Source organism: Streptomyces sp. NPDC057287, assembly GCF_042667905.1.
Classification (GTDB): Bacteria; Actinomycetota; Actinomycetes; order Streptomycetales; family Streptomycetaceae; genus Streptomyces.
In genome coordinates, this window is record NZ_JBHUYV010000005.1 from 170,298 (window position 1) to 185,211 (window position 14,914).

The window sequence follows — 14,914 nt, forward strand, 5'->3', positions numbered from 1 at the left end:
CATGATCGCCGTTCGTCGTGCACTCGCCCCTCTCCGCAAGGTCTTCACCGCCCATCCGCCTGTCCCTGTTCCGCCACGGGACCCTGCCCAGCCGCGGCACAACGTCTTCGAAGCCGCCGCGACCTATGTGACCGCGAGCGCCCAGGACGACGCGGACCGCCTCGACGAGGCTGCGGGCTGGGTCGCGCCCGATGCCTTGGCGTTCGGGATCAACGAGCTCGCGTGCCGAGCGGTGTTGGCGCTGGCCAGGGAGCGCGACCAGTCCGTGGAGGCCGTGGCACGTGGTCTTCTCGGTTTGCCCGGAGCTGAACCACCCCGGGCGGTGTGAGACCGCCGGCCCTCGGCGCGCGGACAAGTACGCGCCGCCGCCGCAGCTGTCGGAGGACGGGACTCGCGGAGCGCCGTCGCCGTGCCTCCGACTCGGCCTCGACCGGCCGAACCGAGTTCCTGCAACTCGGCTGGTGTGAACGTTCGCGGGCCCGCATCTCGGGTTCTGGGCCGACCACGACACCGGCGTGCCCCGCATGGTGAGCGGTCGGTGTCGTACACGAGGCCGCCGGACGCCAGGAGGTGGTCGGCCGCGCAATCGCGCCCGACAAACCCGGCGACGTCGACGGTCCGCCCCGGAATACTGGTCGCCATGGATGAGGTCACTGTTGTCGTCGCCCATTCCGAGCGCGCGACCCTGCGCGTCGGCGATGTGTTCCTGAAGGTGGACGCCGATCAGGCGCGCATCGATGTCGAGGTCGAGGCGATGGCCCTGGCGCCGGTCCCGACCCCGGAGGTCCTGTGGCGCAAGCCGCCCGTGCTCGCCATCGCCGCGGTCCCGGGGACGGCACTCGGACGCCTCGGTGAGCCGTCGATCGCGTCCCCGGCGGCGTGGGCCGCGGCGGGTGCCGCCGTCCGGACGTTGCACGACTCGCCGTTGCCGCCCCGGACCGGCCGGGCCGGCCGGAGCCCGGACGAGTTGGCGGCGGATCTTGACTGCGCGTGCGAGTGGCTCGTGACGAACGGCGTCCTCCCCGCCGGCCTGGTCACCCGCAACCGTCAGGTCGCCGAGGCCGCGCTCCGGTCGTGGACTCCGGTGTTCACGCACGGCGACCTGCAGATCTCTCATGTGTTCGTCGCTGACGACGAGGTCACGGGCATCATCGACTGGTCCGAGGCCGGCCGGGGTGACGCCCTGTTCGACCTCGCCACCTTGACCCTCGGACACGAGGAGCACCTCGGTGACGTCGTCGCCGGCTATGGCGCCGACATCGACCTGGACGTGATCCGCGCCTGGTGGTCGGTACGAAGCCTGCTGGTGGTTCGCTGGCTGGTCGAGCACGGTTTCGACCCGTTCGCTCCGGGCTGCGAGGTCGATGTGCTCAAGTCCCGGATGTGAGGCTGCGCGGGCCGCTGCTGCCAGCGGGTTCCGACCTCCCGAGCAGAAATCGCATGGCTCAGGCATGGCGGCCTTCGTGCTGAACGTTGCGTGCTCGGCCGGATCACGTACGCAGGCGAGCCGGGTTCGGCAGTCGTCACCTGATCTGCGCCGCCGCCCATCCCGCCCATTCGCGACGCATCGCGTTGAAGCGCAGACCGTACTCCAGCGCGATGAGGCCGTGCACCGTGAGGCTGTCGTCGCCCCCGTCGATGGACTCCTTGAGCTGCCGCAGGTCGTCGTGCTCCCGCTCGGACATCCTGGCCAGGTCGTCCAGGTAGGAGCGCGCCTGCTCCGGTGTGAGCACGCCGAGGAAGAAGACCCGCAGCAAGATGTCGCTCCGCACCGCCCGCTGAGGTCCGGTCTCCGTCATCCAGTGCCGAAGCTCGACCAGTCCGTCGTCCGTGAGGGCGTACTCCTTGCGTCCACGGGGCCCCTCCGACGCCACGGCGACCAGCCCGGCGGCGGCCAGCTTCGCCAGTTCCGTGTAGACCTGGCTCTGCGTGGCGGGCCATACGTTGGCGAGCGAGGTGTCGAAGAGCTTCAACAGGTCGTATCCGCTGGCGGGGCGCTCCGAGAGCAGGCCGAGTAGAGCGTGTCTGAGACTCATGGCTCCACTGTAACCGTCACCTTCCAGTATTGACATGTCACTCATTGACCTTCTACTTTTGACATGTCAGAACAGGGACAATGAATCGGGGAGATCATGTCCTACCTGCGCACCTTTCTGCCGTGGATCGTTTTCGCCGCGGTTCCTTCGGCGGACTGGCAGTGGGGAGCTCTGGCAGCGCTGGTGATCGCCGTCGCGATCATCGCGCAGCAGCTGCATTCCGGCATCGCCTTCGATGCCCTCATCATCGAAGCCGGCTCCGCGGTCTTCTTCACCGCACTGGCCGTAATCGCCTTCACCAACCACGACTCGGACGTGCACACTTACTCTGCGGCCCTCTCGGCGGGCACACTCGCCATCATCGCCGGAGTCTCCCTCGCCATGGGCAAGCCGTTCACCCTTGGCATCGCCAAGCGGACCACTCCGCGTGAGGTCTGGGTGCTCAAGCCGTTCATCCGCGTCAACGTCGTCATCACCGCCGTCTGGACCGCCGCGTTCGTGCTGACCGCTGTTGTGCTTGCCGTGCTGGAACACGGAGGCCACGCGAATTCCACCACCGCGACGCTCGTACAGATCGCCGGCTTCGCCGTCCCGATGCTCTTCACCGCCCGCTACGTCGCCCGCATCCAGGCCAAGGCCGCCGCGTAGACGCGCAATGGCCGGCGTATCCGTAGTGCACGTTCGAGTAGCTGTGCTGCCGCTCGGTAACAGACCTCGTGTGGTTCGCCGGGTACCTGGCACACGGAGTGGGGAGTCGCCCGGCCGGCCCGCGCTCCCGCTGTCGGCGGGTCTCTGATCTGCGGATCAACGGTCTCCGGCCAGTCCGGATTACCTACGTACTTTCCCCGATGTACGGACAGTGGGGACGAGCGACAGTGGCATCTGATCACACACCCGTTCCTCAACTGAACGAGGTATCGATGCGCTACGAACTGCTGGGGCCCCTTCGTGTACGTCACGCACAGGAGTGTTTCTCTCTGTCCGCTGCGAAGCGGGAGCTGACTCTGGCCACCCTGCTGCTCGGTAGCGGGCAGGTGGTCACCAAGGATCAGCTTTTCACCGAGCTGTGGGGCGGCAGACCGCCCCGGCGGGCCATGGCAGCCGTCCACGTCTACATATCCCAGCTGAGGAAGTTCCTCGCCGATGCCGGGGCCGGGGAGCAGCAGGTCATCGAGACGAAGCCGGCCGGGTACGTGCTGCGCAGGAACGGCGCGGGATACGACACCGACGACTTCTCGGCTGCCGCGCGCGACGGGCGGGCCCACCAGGATTCCGGCCACCACGAGGCGGCCCTGGAGTCCTTCGACCGGGCTCTGTCCTACGTGCGCGGCCCGGTGCTGGACGGTCTGGCCGAGGGGCCGATGCTCTCCTCCTTCGCCGCCTGGGCGGAGGAGGAGCGGCTGGAGTGCCTGGAGCGCTCTGTCGAGGCGAGGACCGCGCTGGGCCGGCACCGGGAGGTCATCGGGCTTCTGCACTCGCTGACCGAGCAGTATCCGTTGCGGGAGTCCTTCTACCGGCAGTTGATGCTGGTGCTGTACCGGTCGGAGCGGCAGGCGGAGGCCCTTCAGGTCTACCGTTCCGCACGTCGGGTCCTCAGGTCCGAACTGGGTCTGGAGCCGCACCGTTCGCTGCGGCAACTGCACCAGGCGATCCTCTCGTCGGACCGGCTGCTGGAGCTGTCCGCGGCCGGCTGAGCCACGACCGCCCTTGCCGGGAGCGGCGACTACGGACACCCTCCGCAGGCGCCGACCCGGCGCCCGCCCTGGCGGGCGACCCGGGTCGGTCCTCGCCGGCCGACCCGGGTCGCATCACCCCGCGTCGGCCAGCAGCCGCACCAGCGCGGCCCGGGTGTTGACGCCGAGCTTGCTGTAGATCCGGGTGAGGTGGGCGTCGACGGTCCGGGGGCTGACCAGCAGCCGCCCCGCGATGTCCCGGGTCTTCAGGCCCCTGCCCGCGAGATCCGCGACCTCCTTCTCGCGCAGGGTGAGTTCGTCCAGGGCCTCTGCGTCCCGTCCGGCCCGGCCCCGCGCTCCGGCTCTGGCCAGTTCTCCGGCCCGCAAACCGACGGCTGTCTCTCCCAGGAGGTCCTGCGCCTGCTCGTACAGGCGGGTCGCCTCGTCGGGCAGGCAGCGCGCCCGCAGTGCGTGCCCTCTGGCGAGCAGCGCGTGCCCCTGCTGTTCGACGAGGTTGACTGCGCTCGCCGCCTCCTCCGCCCTGAGCGCCCACAGCTCCGCGTCGCCCCCGGTGGTCACCGCCGCGGCGGCGAGCAGTTCGTACACCCGGGCGGCGTACACGGCTGAGGGCTGCGGGATCCGGTGGGCGCCCTCGGGCAGCAGCAGGGACAGCACCGCCTCGCCGTCGCCCGCGGCGAGTTTCACCTCGGCGAGCAGGAGCACGGCCGCGGTGGCTCGCGGCAGCCCGTTCACCGAGGACGGCTCCTGCGTGCACTCGGGCGCCGCTCGGCCCAGCGAGGTCCAGGCAGCCGCACTGACGGCCTCGGCGAAGGCCGCGAGGTCATGGCGCTTGGCGGCGCGGGCGACCCGCACCGCCTGCTGCGCGTGGTCGAGGCCCTCGGCTGTACGGCCCGCCTGGTGCGCCGTGTACGCCAGCACGCTGAGCAGGATGGGCAGCAGGTGGGCCTCGCCACGCAGTCGGGCCTCGGCCAGCGCGCGGCTGCCGTGCCCCTGTGCGGGCCCGTACCATCCCATCGCGGACTCCGCGCAGGTCAGGACGGTGAGGTAGGCGGTGCAGGATCCGGCCGCGGGCTCGTCGGGGTCGAGGGCGTCGAACAGCTCGGCTGCCGCGTCGAGGCGGTCCTCGGCTGTTCCGAGGTCGCCGGCGAAGACGGCGGAGAGTGCCTGGAGGGCCTGGACGCCTGCCGCGGTGACCGGGTCGGCGTGCGAGGTGGAGCGGGTCAGAGCGTCGATATCGGCGCGGTTCGGCAGCGGGCCGGCGAGCATCCGGACCAGCTGTGACTGGCAGCGCAGGAAGAACAGTCGGGCGGGGTCGCCGCCGCACAGTCCGTCCATCGCCGCCGCGATCAGGGCCTGCCCCTCCTCGGCGTGGCCCAGAGCGCCCTGGACGACGGCCAGGGCTCCGGCCGTGCGTGCGTCGGTCGCGGCCGGCGCGGCGGTGAGCGCGGCGAGGATCTCCCGGGACAGGGTTCCGGCACGTTCGGTCTCACCGTCGACGGCGAGTGTGCGGACGACCTGGAGCCACAGTTCGTGGTCGTGCGGGTGGCCGCCGGTGGAGCCGTCCGGCGCGGTCGCGGCGGAGCCGTGCGCGCGCACCAGGCCGAGGGCGCAACTCAGCCAGTTCGCCGCCTCCTCCGTGTTCCCGAGGGCGAGTGCGGCGCGTACGGCCGCGAAGAGGTCGGCGGCGTCGGTGGGGTCGCCCTGGTTCCCCAGGCTCATGATGTGCGGGGCGAGTTCCGCCGGGGGCGCGCCGAGGGCGCGCAGGTGGTGCAGTGCACGGCGGTGGGCGCCGGTGCGCCAGCAGCTGTCGGACTGGGCGTAGAGGAAGCGGCGCACCAGCCGGTGCCGGAAGGTCAGCCCGCCGGCGCCGAAGTCGGTCCTGACCAGGTCGCGCCGGCAGAGGCTGCTCAGCGCGCGGCACGTCTCGTCCCGGCTGGTCAGGGCGACGGCTGCGACCGAGTCCACGTCGAAGGTGCCGCCGAGCACGGCTGCCGCGTGGGCGGCGAGGAGTTCGGAGCGGCTGAGCAGGGCCGATTCGGCCAGGAGCCTGATCGACAGCTCGGCGCGGCCCGCCGGGACCGCGCCCGCTTCTTCCCCGGACGCCTCACCGTTCGCCCGGAGTACCCCGATCGCCGCGAGTTCGGCGAGATAGAGCGGGTTTCCGGCACTCGCCTCGTGCAGCTGTTGCAGACCGGGGGCGTCGGCCCGCACACCGAGCAGTTCGGCGCTCTGGCACTGGGTCAGGGCAGGCAACGCGATCTGTTCCACGCCGCCCAGTTCGACACCGTGCTGCAGAGCGACGCGCAGCGCGACGGGCGCCTGCCGCGGCCGGTGTGCGACGACGATGGCGAGGCCGCCTCCGACGGGCCAGCGGACGAGCATCTCCAGGAGCCGGACGGAGCAGCTGTCGGCCCAGTGGAAGTCGTCGAGGAGCAGGAGCAGCCCGTGCGGGGCCTGGGCCACGCACGCCGTGATCAGCCGTCGTATCTCGGCGAAGTACTGGCACTGCCGGGTGAGTCCGCCACTGCCGTCGACCGCGGAGTCCGGGTCCTCGGGTGGTGCCGCAAGGGCGTGGACCAGGCCTGCGGCCTGGAGGAGCGCGGCTCCGTCCGGACTCCGGAGTGAGCCGAGCGCCTCGATGAACGGCCGGAACGGGGCCTCCTGTTCCGCCTCCACGCTCAGGCCGCGCAGCACGAGGACACCCTCTTCGTGGGCCTGGCGAGCCAGCAGGGTGAGCAGTCTGGTCTTGCCTGCTCCCGGGTCCCCGGTCAGCTCCACGGCTGCGTCCCGGTGCCGGGCGGCCTCGGTGACGAGGCAGGCCAGTTCGGCGAGTTCGTCACGGCGTACGGTACTGCGGTCCTTGGGTCCGGCACTCACGGCAACGGTCATCACTACGCCCCCTTCCGCGTTCTTCGGCGTTGCCCGGTCAGGGCACAAGGCTCACGGAGAGCGCGGTCCGCAGCAGCATAGGAGAGCCGCCGGTGAGGGGTCCTCTCTGTAACAGAAGCTTCATGGACGGCTTGCCGCCCGGACGCCGGTGGCACCGCGAATCGGTCCACCGGCGCGACCTGGTCAGGCCTCCTGTCTCACTCCGCGGCTGTCGGGGCCGCTTTCCTCGTGCCGGGTCCGAACCAGAAGGCGAGCGCCGTCAGGATGGCGACCACGGTGATCAGCGACGCCCAGACGAACACCTGGGAGATGGTGTCGGCGGGGCCGGCGCCGTCGGTGTAGGGGATGAGGAGCACGGCGAGCCCGACGGATCCGCCGATGGTGAGGGCGGTCTGCAGGACGCCCGCGGTGATGCCGGCGTGCTCCGGCGGCGCGGTGGTGAGGATGACCATGTTGAACGGGATGATGGCCACGCCGACTCCGATGCCGATCAGCAGGATCTGCGGCAGCACTCCGGTGGCGTAGGTGCTGTCTCCGTCCAGCAGGGTCAGCCAGCCGACACCGGCCAGTACGACGACGAGACCGCCGACCGCCCGGATCTTCAGGTCGACGGTGGCGATGAACTTCGTCAGCACCTGCGTGGTCAGCAGCAGGGCGACACCGAACGGCAGGATCGCGAGCCCGCTCTGCAGGGCGTTGAACCCGAGGACGTTCTGGAGGTACTGCACCAGGTAGACCAGGAAGCTGGTGAGGACCGCGGCGAGGAGCAGCAGGTCCACGAAGGCTCCCGCACGTGTCCGGTCGGCGAAGATCTTGCCCGGGAGCAGGGGTTCGGCGGTGCGCCGGTCCGTCACGAGCAGGATGGCCCACAGGACCACCGACGCGGCGAGAGCGACGAGCGTCGCGCCGTCGCCCCAGCCCTTCTCGGCGGCGTGCACGAATCCGTAGACGCCGGAGGTGACGGCGAGGGTCACCAGCAGTGCGCTGGACAGGCCGAGCGAGCGGGCCTGCGCGCTGTCGTCCTTCAGCCCCAGGGTGCGAAGGCCGATGAGGATGATGGCCAGACCGACGGGAACGTTGACCAGCAGGCTCCAGCGCCAGTCCCCCGCCCAGGTCAGTACGCCGCCGAGGACCATGCCGGCGGAAGCGCCGAGTCCGGTCACCGTGGAGTAGAGGCCGAAGGCACGCTGACGTCGTTCGCCCTCGAAGACGACAGCCAGCAGGGCCAGTCCTGTCGGTCCGGCGATTGCCGCCCCCGCCCCCTGGAGTACGCGCCCGACGAGGAGGACCTCCAGGTTGGGGGCGAGCCCTGCGAGCAGGGACGCGATCACCACCAGGGCGATGCCGCCGAGGAAGACCTTTCGGTGACCGAGTGCGTCGCCGAGGCGTCCGGCGAACAGCAGCAGCCCGCCGAAGGCGAGCAGGAAGGCGTTCGGGACCCAGGAACCGCTGGTGACGGAGACTCCGAGGTCGTCCTGGAGCGTGGGCAGGGCGACATTCACGATGGTGCCGTCGAGCTGGAGCATGAACTCCGCTCCGACGATCGCCGTCAGGGTGAGGGCCCAGGGCCTGGACGGCACCTGGGGTGCGGGAACGCCGTCGGAGACGGTGTCGGTGGTCATGGATGTCCCTCCACGTTCAGCGGTCAGGGCTATAGTGAGATGGCCTCAGGTTAAGTGGTCCGCAGTTAACCTGAGGCACCCTCAGGTAGTCAAGTGGAGGCGGTCCCCGTGTCAGATGCCCAGCCGTACATCGCCCGGCGGCCCAAACGGGCCGACGGCGCCCGCAATTACGACGCGATCCTCTCCGCGGCGCGCAAGGCCTTCGAGACCCAGGGCGCGGACGCCTCACTGGAGGACATCGCTGGACAGGCGGGCGTGGCGATCGGCACCCTCTACCGCCACTTCCCCACCAGGGCGTCCTTGGTCGAGGCGGCCACCAGGGAAGGCCTGGCGGAGCTGATCAGCCACGCCGAGGCACTGGCCGGAACCCAGGACGCGCTGGCCGCCCTGTCCGAGTGGATGCGACGGGCCGTACGGCACTTCAGCACCTTCCGGGGGCTGGTCGGCATCCTGACCCGGAGCATGTACGACGAGGGCACACCGTCGCACGCCGCGTGCAGCGCCATGCACAGCAGCGGGGCGCACCTGCTGCGAGCCGCCCAGGACGCAGGCCAGGTACGCGGGGACCTCACCGCCGACGAGCTGTTCGACCTGCTGAGCGGGGCCGCCTGGGTACGGGAGAACGCTCTGGCCGACCGTGACGGCAGCCCCCGGTTCGTCCAGATGATCCTGGAAGGCATCGTGGCACGCCCTGCGACCGGCTGACCGCGGACCGTCGGTCGCCCCCGCAGGAAACGCGACCGGCTGACCGGGCGCCGTCGGTCGCCCCCGCAGGAAAGCTGTCTTTAGAACCGGTTGAGAAACCCCTCCTAGCGTGCCCGCAGCGCCCGGCACAGTCCGGCGCATCCCGCGCTCCAGGAGGGCACATCGTGGTGTTGCAAGTTCTGTCCGACCGGCTGTCACCGCTGTCCGAGGCGGTCCGCTCGCGGCTGCTGCCGCTGCTCGCGGCGCCACCCCGCACCGTTTCCGACCGTGTCGGCGCGCTCAGAGAGCCGAGCCGTTCGCTCGTCCTGCGCGACCTGACGGAGAAGGTGGTCGCCTACAAGTCGAACAACCCCGACCCCACCGGCACCACTCCCACCGAGAAGGACTTCGCCACCGTCGAGCTGGAGATCTTCGACGCGGACGGCGGCCGGATCGGACGCACCAAGGGCGCCGGAAGGATGCTCTTCCGCAATCCGGGCGACGACCATTTCATCGCGTACTTCGGCGAGGAGATCACCCTGGACGACGGCCATGTGATCCGTGCCGGCGGCCTGGTCGACGACGCCCGCCTCACTGCGGGCGAGTTCGCTTCGTTCCCCGCCGTCGTCGTCGCCGGGCCGTTGCGCGGCGCCATCGGCTACCGGCAGTTCAGGCCGCTGGTCAAGGAATCGCACACGACCTACGAGTCCGCCATCGTGCTCTACCGGAAGTGACGGTACCGGCCATGACCCGCTCCCCCGCCACCGGCACCACGGACCGACCGGCGAACCCCGCGCGTGTGCCCGCCGCTCCACTCGGTCCCCTCGGGGCCGGACGGCAGGGGCTCGGCTGCCTCGGCATGTCGGAGTTCTACGGGCCGGTGGATCCGGCCGAGGCCACCCGGACCATCCGCGAAGCGCTCGACCTCGGCGTGACCCTGCTGGACACCGCCGACGTCTACGGCCACGGCGCGAACGAAGAGCTCGTCGGCCGCGCGGTGGCGGGGCGCAGGGACGAGGCGGTGATCTCCACCAAATTCGGCGTGGTGCGCCCGGGGCCGGGAGTCGGCACCGGCATCCGGGCGGACGCCGCCTATGTCGCGCAGGCCTGTGAGGCGTCCCTGAGGCGGCTCGGAGTGGACCACATCGATCTGTTCACCCTCACCAGGATCAGCGCCGGGACGCCCGTCGAGGAGACCGCCGGCGCGCTGGGCGAGCTGGTGGCCGCGGGCAAGATCCGCGGGTACGGGCTCAGCGAGGCGGCCCCCGCCACCATCAGGCGGGCGCACGCCGTGGCCCCTGTGGCGGCCCTGCAGACCGAGTGGTCGCTGTGGTCCCGGGACATCGAACGCGAGACGGTGGGCGTCTGCCGGGAGCTGGGGATAGCCGTCGTCCCGTACGCCCCTCTCGGGCGCGGCTTCCTGACCGGCCGGATCAGGTCGGTGGAGCAGTTCGGTGAGGCCGACTTCCGGCGGTTCGGCCTGCCCAGGTTCGAGCCGGACAACCTGGCGGCCAACCTTCCGATGGCCGAGCGTCTGACGGAGGTCGCCGCCGCTCTGGGGCTGAGACCGGGCGCGGCCGCGCTGGCCTGGCTGCACCACCAGGGCGATGACGTCTTCCCCATCCCCGGCACCAAGAGCCCCGCGAAGCTGGCGGAGAACGCCGCCGCCGTCCACCTCTCCCTGACCCCGCGGCAGCTCGACGAGATCGCCGCCGCTGTGCCCGCGGACCGGGTCAGCGGAGAGCGCTGGAACTCGGAGAGCATGAGCTACCTGGATCGCTGACCGCCGCACGAAGGGCCCGGGGCCGGTCCCGCCACACCCTGGCGGGACCGGCCCCGGGCCGGCGGACGGGATCGCACGCTCAGGGGCGACGGGCTTCCCCGGCCACGGACGGCGCCGCTTCCGGCGAGAGGGTCAGTGCCCGGGACGGGCAGAGCTCCACCGCCAGTTCCAGTACCTCCCGTTCCTCCTCGCTCTGCTCGGGTGCCGCCACCACGACGAGGCCGTCCTCCGCGTGGTCGAAGACACCTGGCGCGGTGACCGCGCAGTGCCCTGCCGCCATGCACCGCGAACGGTCCGCACTCACCCGGAGGGGCCGCCGCTCCGGCGTCCCGTCCCGCGCTGTGAGCTCCTCGCTCCTCGGTGTGCCGCGCACCCCGCTCACCACTCCACCGGCAGGGAGTGCACGCCCTGCATGGTGCCGCCGCTGCGCGAAGGCAGCTCACCCGCGGGGACGGCCAGCCGGAGCCCCGGGATGCGGGTGAAGAGGGCGGAGAAGGCGACCTCCAGTTCCATCCGGGCGAGGTTCTGGCCGAGGCACTGATGGATCCCGTAGCCGAAGGTGAGGTGCTGGCGCCCGGACACGGCACCGCCGCGTCCGGTCCTGTGCACATCGAAGGTGTACGGATCCCCGTAGACCGACGCATCGCGGTTGGCCATCGAGGAGGACACCAGCACGCCCTCTCCCGCCCGTATGACCTCCCCGGCGATCTCGATGTCCTCGGTGGCCACCCGCACACCGGACACATCGGTGACCGAGACCATGCGCAGCAACTCGTCCACCGCCGGCGGGAGAATCTCCGACCCTGCGGTGAACGCCGCCTGCTGGTCGGGATGTTCGAGGAGGGTGACCACTCCCAGGGCGATCATCTGCGACGTGGTGTCATGACCGCCGATGAGCAGGGCCAGTGCGATCCGCAGCAGATCCTCACGGGTCAGGTCCTGACCGTCGATCTGCCCGGCCAGTGCCCTGATCACTCCCGGCCCGCCGGGGTCACGTTCCTGCGCGGTGATGAGTCCGTCGAGATAGTCCCACAGCGCCTGCCCGGCGGCCTCGGCGCCGGCCGCGTCCTTGGCCTGGAGAAGGCCGACGGTCTTCTCCTCGAAGAACTCGTGGTCCTCGTACGGCACTCCGAGGAGGTCGGAGATCACCATGGAGGGGATCGGCAGCGCGAAGTCGGCCACCAGATCGGCCGGCGGGCCTTTACGGAGCATGCGGTCGATCAGGTCCGAGGCGAGGGCCTCGACAGCGGGACGCATGTCACGCACGTGCTTGAGACTGAACGCGGGCGCCAGCATCCGCCGGTGGATGTCGTGCACGGGCGGGTCGTATCCGATGAGGGCGAGCGGTTTGAAGATGGGCGCCTCGAAACGGGGCAGCACGACCGGAAAATCATCCCGGGAACGGTCGGCCGACATTCTCGGATCGGCCAGCAGGGATCGCCCCTGGGCGTGGCCCGTCACCATCCAGATGGATTTCCCGTCCCACAGGGATACGCGGTGCAACGGCCCTTTCCCACCGAGTTCCTGGTATTCGGGGGACGGCTGATAGGGACAGGTTCTGTCCCGCGGGTAGGACAACAGCGGAATCACTTCCTTTCTCGGGCGGATCCCGGGGGCGGTGGCCGGCCCCCGGTGTGCGTGTGCCGTCACGCGTTCTCCAGCGACGGTTTTCGTACGGGGCTGTCGCCGCCACCTCCCCAGCGGCGCATGGCGGGCTCCTCCACGAGGCGGAGGAGCGCCCAGGAGATGAGCGTGGTCAGACCGAAGAGCGCTGCGAGGATCCCGGCGGCGGGGGCGGCGTCCCAGGTGCGTCCGGTACCCAGCAGGGTGTGGGCGTGGGCGAGAACCACGTAGTGGACGAGGTAGGAGGCGTAGGAGACCGTGCCCAGCCACTGGAGTGCGCGACTGCGGAACGGAGTGGAACCACCCCGGACATCGGCGGTCGCCACGGCGGCTATCAACAGGGCGATGGGGACCACGATCATCGCGGTCAGGCTGTAGACACCGGGGAAACGCGACACCTGCAGCAGGAAGCCGGCCGCCAGCAGCGCTGTCGCGGGGACCGGTCCGAACCGGATCCATCGTCCGGTCAGCACGATGCGCGCCATGATGACGCCGAGCAGGAAGTCGAGCAGTCTGACCGGTGGGAAGGAGACGAGGAACCAGTTCTGGGTCAGCGACATGTCCTGGCCGGGGAGCGGTGGCGTGCCGGGCAGCCCCGCGTACGCGATGGCCGGCAGCACCATCACGGTGACGGCGACCGCCGCTGCCGCCCACCAGAGCCGGTGGACCGGGATCTTCCGGACCAGCGGGTGGAGCAGCGGGAACATCAGGTAGAAGAAGAGATCGCAGGCGAGGGACCAGGTCACCACGTTGACGGAGACGATCACATCGAGTGCGGGGTACCAGGTGTGCACGAGCAGCAGACTCGGCAGCGCCCTGGGCAGGTCGACCGCCCATCCCGCCCAGAGGGCCAGCAGCACTGCCACCGTCCACATCACCACGTGGTTCGGGAAGACCTTCGCCAGGCGGCGGCGCCAGAAGCGCTTCGGGGTGTCGCTCTCTCGTGCCGACCAGGTCAGCACGAAGCCGCTCAGGACGAAGAAGAACTCCACGCCCAGCCAGCCGATCGCGAAGGCGTACGGGCGCAGGGCCGATTCGGTGGCGCGGTCGAAGTAGCCGAGGACGAAGGAGTGGCAGAGGAACACCAGGAAGGCGGCGAAGAACCGCATTCCCGTGAGGGACGGCAGTCGGACGGATCTGCCGGACGGACTCGACATGGGTGCTGCGCTCCTGGATCAGCCCTGTGAGGGGTCTTCGGTGATGCGGATGACCCCGGCCGGGCAGAGGTAGGCGGCCTTGCGGGCGCGTTCCTCCTGATCGGGGGAGGGTACGGGGGTGCGGACCACGACCAGGCCCTCGTCGTCCTGGTCGAACACCTCCGAGGTCGTGGCCATGCAGCGGCCGCCGCTTATGCAGGACTCCCGGTCAGCACTGATGTGCACGGCTGTGTCACCACTCCACCGGCAGGGACAGCACCCGTTGCACGGTGCCGGCGCCGAGGATGGGCAGTTGGTCGACGGGGGTGGCCAGGCGCAGGTCCGGGAGGCGGGAGAAGAGTTCCTTGAAGGCGATCTCCAGTTCGAGCCTCGCGAGGTTCTGGCCGAGGCACTGGTGGATCCCGAAGCCGAAGGTGACGTGGTGCGTGTCCTCGCGCAGGATGTCGAACGTGTCGGGGTCGTGGTGCACGTCCTGATCGCGGTTGGCGAGTGTGCCGGAGACCAGGACCCCCTCCCCCTCGCGGATCAGGTGCCCGGCGATCTCGATGTCGCCCTTGGCGATGCGGGTGGCGACCAGATCGGTGGTGGCGATGTAGCGCAGGAGTTCCTCGACGGCACCCGGCAGCCGCTCGGGGTCCTGCTGGAGCAGGGCCAGCTGCTCGGGATGTTCGAGCAGGGTGATCACGCCGAGCGCCAGCGAGGACGAGGTGGTCTCGTGGGCGGCTATGAGGAGCACCAGGGCGATGGAGACCAGCTCGTCGTGGCCGAGGTCGCCGGGGAGGACCCGCTCCCGGACGAGCCGTCCGAGCAGCCCGTCGGACGGGGTCCTGATCTGCTCGGTGACCAGTGCGTCGATGTAGTCGACGAGTTCCTGGGCCGCGGTCGCCGACTCCTCCTCGGTCCCCAGCATGACCTTGCCGCTGGCGTCCTGGAAGAAGTCGTGGTCCTCGTAGGGCACCCCGAGGTGGCGGCAGATGACCAGCGAGGGCAGCGGCACGGCCAGCAGCGGCACGAGGTCGGCGGGCGGTCCGTGGTCGATGATCCTGTCCACGTATCCGGAGACCAGTTTCTCCAGCTCGGGGCGCATGGCGCGCACCTGCTTGAGGCTGAAGTGCGGGTTGAGGTAACGCCGGTAGGTGTCGTGGACGGGCGGGTCCATGGCGATCAGTGCCAGGCTGCGCGCGATCTGCGAGCGGAACCTCGGGGCCACGATGGGGAATCCCGGGTGTGTGCGCAGGGACGAGAGATTCGGGTGGGTGAGGATTTCCCGGGATTCCTTGTACCCGGTCACCATCCATGCTTCCCGGCCGTCGAAGAGGGTGACCTTGAGAACGGGTCCCTGCTCGCCTATCTCCCGATATCCCGCGGGCGGCTGATAGGGGCAGGTGCGCTTCTGGGGATACGGCGGCGCTGCGGTCATTGCTGG

Annotated in this window: 15 protein-coding genes; 7 read left to right on the forward strand and 8 right to left on the reverse strand. The window is 70.3% G+C overall.

The window, feature by feature from the left end:
* The first annotated feature begins 1 nt into the window (after nucleotide 1).
* Complete coding sequence (locus ACFUNE_RS11625; RefSeq protein WP_383565254.1) at nucleotides 2–328, forward strand: hypothetical protein; 327 nt, start codon at nucleotides 2–4, stop codon at nucleotides 326–328.
* 312 nt (nucleotides 329–640) lie between these two features.
* Nucleotides 641–1,387, forward strand: a complete 747-nt coding sequence (locus tag ACFUNE_RS11630) for an aminoglycoside phosphotransferase family protein (protein ID WP_383565256.1) — start codon at nucleotides 641–643, stop codon at nucleotides 1,385–1,387.
* Nucleotides 1,388–1,523: 136 nt separating this feature from the next.
* Here ACFUNE_RS11630 and ACFUNE_RS11635 read toward each other — a convergent pair whose 3' ends face one another.
* On the reverse strand, nucleotides 1,524–2,036 hold the full coding sequence (locus tag ACFUNE_RS11635) for a PadR family transcriptional regulator (RefSeq protein WP_383565258.1): 513 nt from the start codon (nucleotides 2,034–2,036) through the stop codon (nucleotides 1,524–1,526).
* A 96-nt stretch (nucleotides 2,037–2,132) separates the two neighbouring features.
* Here ACFUNE_RS11635 and ACFUNE_RS11640 point away from each other — a divergent pair, with 96 nt between their 5' ends.
* Both ACFUNE_RS11640 and ACFUNE_RS11645 read left to right on the forward strand, forming a co-directional pair.
* On the forward strand, nucleotides 2,133–2,684 hold the full coding sequence (locus tag ACFUNE_RS11640; protein WP_383565260.1) for a hypothetical protein: 552 nt from the start codon (nucleotides 2,133–2,135) through the stop codon (nucleotides 2,682–2,684).
* 272 nt (nucleotides 2,685–2,956) lie between these two features.
* Nucleotides 2,957–3,730, forward strand: coding sequence for a BTAD domain-containing putative transcriptional regulator (locus ACFUNE_RS11645; protein ID WP_383565262.1), 774 nt, complete (start codon nucleotides 2,957–2,959; stop codon nucleotides 3,728–3,730).
* A gap of 114 nt (nucleotides 3,731–3,844) precedes the next feature.
* On the opposite strand, the gene ACFUNE_RS11650 is transcribed toward ACFUNE_RS11645, so the two are convergent.
* A complete protein-coding gene (locus ACFUNE_RS11650) occupies nucleotides 3,845–6,619 on the reverse strand; it encodes an AAA family ATPase (RefSeq protein ID WP_383565263.1) in 2,775 nt (924 codons plus the stop codon).
* Between the two features lie 197 nt (nucleotides 6,620–6,816).
* Nucleotides 6,817–8,241, reverse strand: coding sequence for an MFS transporter (locus tag ACFUNE_RS11655; RefSeq protein ID WP_383565265.1), 1,425 nt, complete (start codon nucleotides 8,239–8,241; stop codon nucleotides 6,817–6,819).
* Between the two features lie 108 nt (nucleotides 8,242–8,349).
* Between ACFUNE_RS11655 and ACFUNE_RS11660 the strand changes: the two genes are divergently transcribed.
* The 3 genes from ACFUNE_RS11660 to ACFUNE_RS11670 all read left to right on the forward strand — a co-directional run bounded on the left by ACFUNE_RS11660 (nucleotide 8,350) and on the right by ACFUNE_RS11670 (nucleotide 10,708).
* A complete protein-coding gene (locus ACFUNE_RS11660; RefSeq protein ID WP_383565267.1) occupies nucleotides 8,350–8,946 on the forward strand; it encodes a TetR/AcrR family transcriptional regulator in 597 nt (198 codons plus the stop codon).
* 164 nt (nucleotides 8,947–9,110) lie between these two features.
* Nucleotides 9,111–9,659 carry a hypothetical protein gene (locus ACFUNE_RS11665; RefSeq protein ID WP_383565269.1) on the forward strand — a complete coding sequence of 183 codons (549 nt, stop codon included), beginning with the start codon at nucleotides 9,111–9,113 and terminating at the stop codon, nucleotides 9,657–9,659.
* Between the two features lie 11 nt (nucleotides 9,660–9,670).
* Complete coding sequence (locus tag ACFUNE_RS11670) at nucleotides 9,671–10,708, forward strand: aldo/keto reductase (protein WP_383565271.1); 1,038 nt, start codon at nucleotides 9,671–9,673, stop codon at nucleotides 10,706–10,708.
* Nucleotides 10,709–10,787: 79 nt separating this feature from the next.
* Here the strand turns inward: ACFUNE_RS11670 and ACFUNE_RS11675 are convergent, their stop codons facing one another.
* The 5 genes from ACFUNE_RS11675 to ACFUNE_RS11695 form a co-directional block, all read right to left on the reverse strand.
* Complete coding sequence (locus ACFUNE_RS11675; RefSeq protein ID WP_383565273.1) at nucleotides 10,788–11,093, reverse strand: ferredoxin; 306 nt, start codon at nucleotides 11,091–11,093, stop codon at nucleotides 10,788–10,790.
* Complete coding sequence (locus ACFUNE_RS11680) at nucleotides 11,087–12,289, reverse strand: cytochrome P450 (RefSeq protein ID WP_383565718.1); 1,203 nt, start codon at nucleotides 12,287–12,289, stop codon at nucleotides 11,087–11,089. The genes ACFUNE_RS11675 and ACFUNE_RS11680 overlap by 7 nt, the downstream gene beginning before the upstream one ends.
* Nucleotides 12,290–12,354: 65 nt before the next feature.
* Nucleotides 12,355–13,488 carry an acyltransferase family protein gene (locus ACFUNE_RS11685; protein WP_383565275.1) on the reverse strand — a complete coding sequence of 378 codons (1,134 nt, stop codon included), beginning with the start codon at nucleotides 13,486–13,488 and terminating at the stop codon, nucleotides 12,355–12,357.
* Between the two features lie 18 nt (nucleotides 13,489–13,506).
* Nucleotides 13,507–13,713 (reverse strand): ferredoxin, encoded by a 207-nt coding sequence (locus ACFUNE_RS11690; protein ID WP_383565277.1) that lies wholly within the window; start codon nucleotides 13,711–13,713, stop codon nucleotides 13,507–13,509.
* A 7-nt stretch (nucleotides 13,714–13,720) separates the two neighbouring features.
* Complete coding sequence (locus ACFUNE_RS11695) at nucleotides 13,721–14,908, reverse strand: cytochrome P450 (protein ID WP_383565279.1); 1,188 nt, start codon at nucleotides 14,906–14,908, stop codon at nucleotides 13,721–13,723.
* Between the last annotated feature and the right edge of the window lie 6 nt (nucleotides 14,909–14,914).